Here is a 4,122-nt window from a genome sequence, read left to right as displayed (position 1 = left end):
AGGTTGAGCTGCTGCTGCAGGTGTTTGAGCTGCTGCCGCTGGTGTTGCAGCAGGTGTTTGAGCTGCTGCCTGAACTTGAGCTTGAAGGGTAGTATTTGCAGAAGCTTTCACAGCTGCTTGTTGTTCCTTTTGTTTTGCACGGTAAGCTGCTTCAGCTGCTGCCGCTGCTGCAGCAGCTTTTTCAGCTTCAGCTTTTTGTTGCAACAAAGCGTTCTTTTCGTTTTCAGCAGATGATTTTTCAGCTGCCAAATTCAATTGTGCCACTTTCAACTCAGCTTCTTTTGTTGACAAAGCTTGCGCATCATCTTCTAATTGCTGTTTGTTTGCAATAACAGTATTGATAGCGTCATTGTTTTCTTTTTGTTTTTGTGCAATGTCTTCTTTATCACGTTTTTGCTCTTGCAACATTTTGTTGTTAGCATCTGCAATTTCATTCATAGCAGAAATACGTGAGATAGCTTCTGTCAAAGATCCAGAGCTAACAATCGCATTAATATAACTTGTTGCAGTCCCAGTTGTTTGAGCACTACGTGCTTGATTTGCAAGTGATTCTTGACGAGCAACAATATTTTTTGACAACTCATCGATCTCAGCTGACAATCGTTCAGATTCTTCATTCAAACGGTCATTTTCAGCTTGAAGATTTTCTTGTTGTTGTTTAATTTCAGATACTTGACCTTGGATTTGATCTACCTGAGCTTGTGCACTTTGTTGTTGTTGATTAATACTATTGATTTTGTTATCTTGAGCAGCAATCTTATCATCTGTGGAGTCAGCTGATACACCTGCTACAACAGCACCTTGTGATAAAGCAACTGTACTCAATAAGATTGTGGCAAATAATTTTTTCTTCATTAGATAAATTTTCCCTTTCTAATAAGACACTAACTAGTATAACAAATTTTTTGAAAATTTATATTACGCTATTGTTACATTTTTATTTCGAGTTTATAAATAAATCTTTTCAAGTAAAGGCTGTAATACGATCATTAGAAGCACATTCAAAATTAAACTAGGCGCAATTTGATGGATAATGAGAGTAATCCAGTTGAATTTTATACTAATAAAAATAATCAGAAGAAGATTGGTTGAAATCTGAAATATTAGAATCGTTAATAAAAATGTAAAAAAACGAGTCAATCGATTGACCAAAATAATCTGATTACACCGATAAAAAATCACCTGTAATAAAGGGAAGACTAGGAAAGCAATTCCTATAGTGCGTAAAAAATACACATCAAAACAAAAACCAAAGAGGATTCCCAACCAAATACTAGCCATCTCCGAGAAATAGAGGCTCAGTAACATAAAACCATATAGAAATAAAAATGAAGTAGGTTCAAAGGAGCTTGGACTGAAACGAGACATAATAAAAGAGATTTGCCCATCAACAAATAAAGATATAAACAAGAATAAAGGGAAAAAATGGTACTTACGTATTACTTTCACACTACTCTCCAATCAATAGTACATAACGATTGACATCTAAATTAGCCTTTGGTTTCACACGAATTTCTTGCCCTAACTGATCAGATACCTTTTGAGTGGAAGTCACAGTCCCAAGAGGTAAGTCACTACTCTTGTATTTCCCTAATCCACTTGTTGAAACGAGTGTTCCTTTTTTAATTTCAATTGGATCTCCAATTTGCAATAACCGAAACTCACCCGTCTTCTCGTCATAACCATTTAATAAAGCAAAAATAGATTGACCTTGACTCTCAATTCTAAATGTCAGGTGTTGTGAAGAAATAGTATCTTCAACCAATAATTTCACTTTACTAGAATTTTTCTCAGTACTATCTACTACACCAATGACCCCGCCAGATGAGAGAACAAACATAGAATCAGTAATTCCATCTAAACTGCCTTTATCAATTACAAATTCCTGATACCAAGAACTATAATTACGGTCAATAATCTCACTAACAACATGTTTAGAACCAGATGCAGAATTTTTGATTGAGATCAAGTCTTTCAATTCCTTATTTTCTGATTCCAAACGACTAAGTTTTGACTGGTCAAAATCCTTTTGATAAAGACGTGACTTTAAAGAGCAGTTTTCATCATTTAATTCAGATAAATTTTTTAAATCATTTGCCTTAGATTCAACAAGAACAAATGGTACCGATACAGCCTTATCAACAATAGCTAACAGATCGGAGGATTTTAAAACAATTGAAGTTCTAACAGATGGAAAAAGAAATAAAATTCCTGAAACAGTCAAAACAAACACCAAACTAAAAATTTTTAAGAAACGATTCAAGAACATAGAAAAGACCTTCAAAAATATAAAAAATAGTTTGAGATAATATCTCAAACTTCGAAATTATACGGAGAATGGGGGATTCGAACCCCCGCGCCAGTTACCCGACCTAACGATTTAGCAAACCGTCCTCTTCAGCCTCTTGAGTAATTCTCCAAATGGGCACGAGTGGACTCGAACCACCGACCTCACGCTTATCAGGCGTGCGCTCTAACCACCTGAGCTACGCGCCCAAGTCAAACAACTTGGTAAAAATTGAACAAAAGTTCAAAGCGGGTGACGAGAATCGAACTCGCGACAACAGCTTGGAAGGCTGTAGTTTTACCACTAAACTACACCCGCTTATTAATAAAAGAAATGGCGCGAGACGGAATCGAACCGCCGACACATGGAGCTTCAATCCATTGCTCTACCAACTGAGCTACCGAGCCAAATTGCGGGAGCAGGATTTGAACCTACGACCTTCGGGTTATGAGCCCGACGAGCTACCGAGCTGCTCCATCCCGCGTTAATTTTAAAAAAGGAGGATGTGGGATTCGAACCCACGCACGCTTTTACACGCCTGACGGTTTTCAAGACCGTTCCCTTCAGCCGGACTTGGGTAATCCTCCAATATAACAATGGACCTTGTAGGACTTGAACCTACGACCACTCGGTTATGAGCCGAGAGCTCTAACCAGCTGAGCTAAAGGTCCAACAAGATCAACAATATAGCGGCGAAGGGGATCGAACCCCCGACCTCCCGGGTATGAACCGGACGCTCTAGCCAGCTGAGCTACACCGCCATAATATCGGGAAGACAGGATTCGAACCTGCGACACCTTGGTCCCAAACCAAGTACTCTACCAAGCTGAGCTACTTCCCGATCTAAAGCTTACGCTTTATGCACCCTAGAGGAGTCGAACCTCTAACCGCCTGATTCGTAGTCAGGTACTCTATCCAGTTGAGCTAAGGGTGCTCTTTCCTATTTAATTCTTACATAGCCTTGCGACCATGCACCCTAGAGGAGTCGAACCTCTAACCGCCTGATTCGTAGTCAGGTACTCTATCCAGTTGAGCTAAGGGTGCTTCTTTCAACCTTTATCTATGCCGAGGACCGGAATCGAACCGGTACGATCGTTACCAATCGCAGGATTTTAAGTCCTGTGCGTCTGCCAGTTCCGCCACCCCGGCCTCCTCAAGCGAACGACGGGATTCGAACCCGCGACCCCCACCTTGGCAAGGTGGTGTTCTACCACTGAACTACGTTCGCATTGCTTTCTTTATATAAAAAAATGCCGGCTACATGACTTGAACACGCGACCCTCTGATTACAAATCAGATGCTCTACCAACTGAGCTAAGCCGGCTCATTATTATTCTCTTATGCGGGTTAAGGGACTTGAACCCCCACGCCGTAAAGCGCCAGATCCTAAATCTGGTGCGTCTGCCAATTCCGCCAAACCCGCAAAATATGACCCGTACTGGGCTCGAACCAGTGACCCATTGATTAAAAGTCAATTGCTCTACCAACTGAGCTAACGAGTCTTAAAATAATTTTCATTATCTTAACGGTCCCGACGGGAATCGAACCCGCGATCTTCGCCGTGACAGGGCGACGTGATAACCGCTACACTACGGGACCTATGGGAGTTAACGGGATCGAACCGCTGACCCTCTGCTTGTAAGGCAGATGCTCTCCCAGCTGAGCTAAACTCCCAAATGAGCCTAGTATCTACTAGGCTCAATCTCTTGCTAAGCGACTACCTTATCTCACAGGGGGCAACCCCCAACTACTTCCGGCGTTCTAGGGCTTAACTGCTGTGTTCGGCATGGGTACAGGTGTATCTCCTAGGCTATCGTCACTTAACTCTGAATGAT

General features: G+C 41.3%; 3 protein-coding genes, 18 tRNA genes and 1 rRNA gene. All 22 read right to left on the bottom strand.

Features of this window, described 5'->3' with window-relative positions; all coding sequences use genetic code 11:
• Positions 1–855: CHAP domain-containing protein (locus PAN06_RS13180; protein WP_269796551.1), on the bottom strand; the 855-nt coding region annotated here is incomplete at its 3' end.
• A gap of 93 nt (positions 856–948) precedes the next feature.
• The gene (gene mreD, locus PAN06_RS13175; protein ID WP_269796550.1) at positions 949–1,449 is read right to left on the bottom strand and encodes a rod shape-determining protein MreD; all 501 of its coding nucleotides are present in this window, start codon (positions 1,447–1,449) and stop codon (positions 949–951) included.
• A 1-nt stretch (position 1,450) separates the two neighbouring features.
• Positions 1,451–2,269: a rod shape-determining protein MreC gene (mreC, locus tag PAN06_RS13170; protein WP_269796549.1), complete on the bottom strand. Its 819-nt coding sequence runs from the start codon at positions 2,267–2,269 to the stop codon at positions 1,451–1,453.
• A gap of 62 nt (positions 2,270–2,331) precedes the next feature.
• Positions 2,332–2,419 (bottom strand) — tRNA-Ser (locus PAN06_RS13165).
• Between the two features lie 3 nt (positions 2,420–2,422).
• Positions 2,423–2,496 (bottom strand) — tRNA-Ile (locus PAN06_RS13160).
• Between the two features lie 38 nt (positions 2,497–2,534).
• Positions 2,535–2,605 (bottom strand) — tRNA-Gly (locus tag PAN06_RS13155).
• A gap of 16 nt (positions 2,606–2,621) precedes the next feature.
• A tRNA-Phe gene (locus PAN06_RS13150) sits at positions 2,622–2,694 on the bottom strand.
• A 3-nt stretch (positions 2,695–2,697) separates the two neighbouring features.
• Positions 2,698–2,771: transfer RNA gene (locus tag PAN06_RS13145), tRNA-Met, on the bottom strand.
• 13 nt (positions 2,772–2,784) lie between these two features.
• Positions 2,785–2,874 (bottom strand) — tRNA-Ser (locus PAN06_RS13140).
• Positions 2,875–2,884: 10 nt separating this feature from the next.
• Positions 2,885–2,958, bottom strand: a tRNA-Ile gene (locus tag PAN06_RS13135).
• A gap of 16 nt (positions 2,959–2,974) precedes the next feature.
• Positions 2,975–3,048, bottom strand: a tRNA-Met gene (locus tag PAN06_RS13130).
• Between the two features lie 6 nt (positions 3,049–3,054).
• A tRNA-Pro gene (locus PAN06_RS13125) sits at positions 3,055–3,128 on the bottom strand.
• A gap of 19 nt (positions 3,129–3,147) precedes the next feature.
• A tRNA-Arg gene (locus PAN06_RS13120) sits at positions 3,148–3,221 on the bottom strand.
• 36 nt (positions 3,222–3,257) lie between these two features.
• A tRNA-Arg gene (locus PAN06_RS13115) sits at positions 3,258–3,331 on the bottom strand.
• A gap of 19 nt (positions 3,332–3,350) precedes the next feature.
• Positions 3,351–3,436 (bottom strand) — tRNA-Leu (locus PAN06_RS13110).
• A gap of 7 nt (positions 3,437–3,443) precedes the next feature.
• Positions 3,444–3,515, bottom strand: a tRNA-Gly gene (locus PAN06_RS13105).
• 23 nt (positions 3,516–3,538) lie between these two features.
• Positions 3,539–3,611 (bottom strand) — tRNA-Thr (locus tag PAN06_RS13100).
• A gap of 17 nt (positions 3,612–3,628) precedes the next feature.
• A tRNA-Leu gene (locus PAN06_RS13095) sits at positions 3,629–3,710 on the bottom strand.
• Positions 3,711–3,716: 6 nt separating this feature from the next.
• A tRNA-Lys gene (locus PAN06_RS13090) sits at positions 3,717–3,789 on the bottom strand.
• A gap of 24 nt (positions 3,790–3,813) precedes the next feature.
• Positions 3,814–3,886 (bottom strand) — tRNA-Asp (locus PAN06_RS13085).
• A 2-nt stretch (positions 3,887–3,888) separates the two neighbouring features.
• Positions 3,889–3,961 (bottom strand) — tRNA-Val (locus tag PAN06_RS13080).
• A gap of 34 nt (positions 3,962–3,995) precedes the next feature.
• A 5S ribosomal RNA gene (gene rrf, locus PAN06_RS13075) occupies positions 3,996–4,111 on the bottom strand.
• Positions 4,112–4,122 lie beyond the last annotated feature (11 nt).

The organism is Streptococcus sp. SM3, from assembly GCF_027497875.1.
The sequence above is the reverse complement of the archived record's forward strand: the minus strand, read 5'-3'. Positions and strand labels throughout refer to the sequence as shown.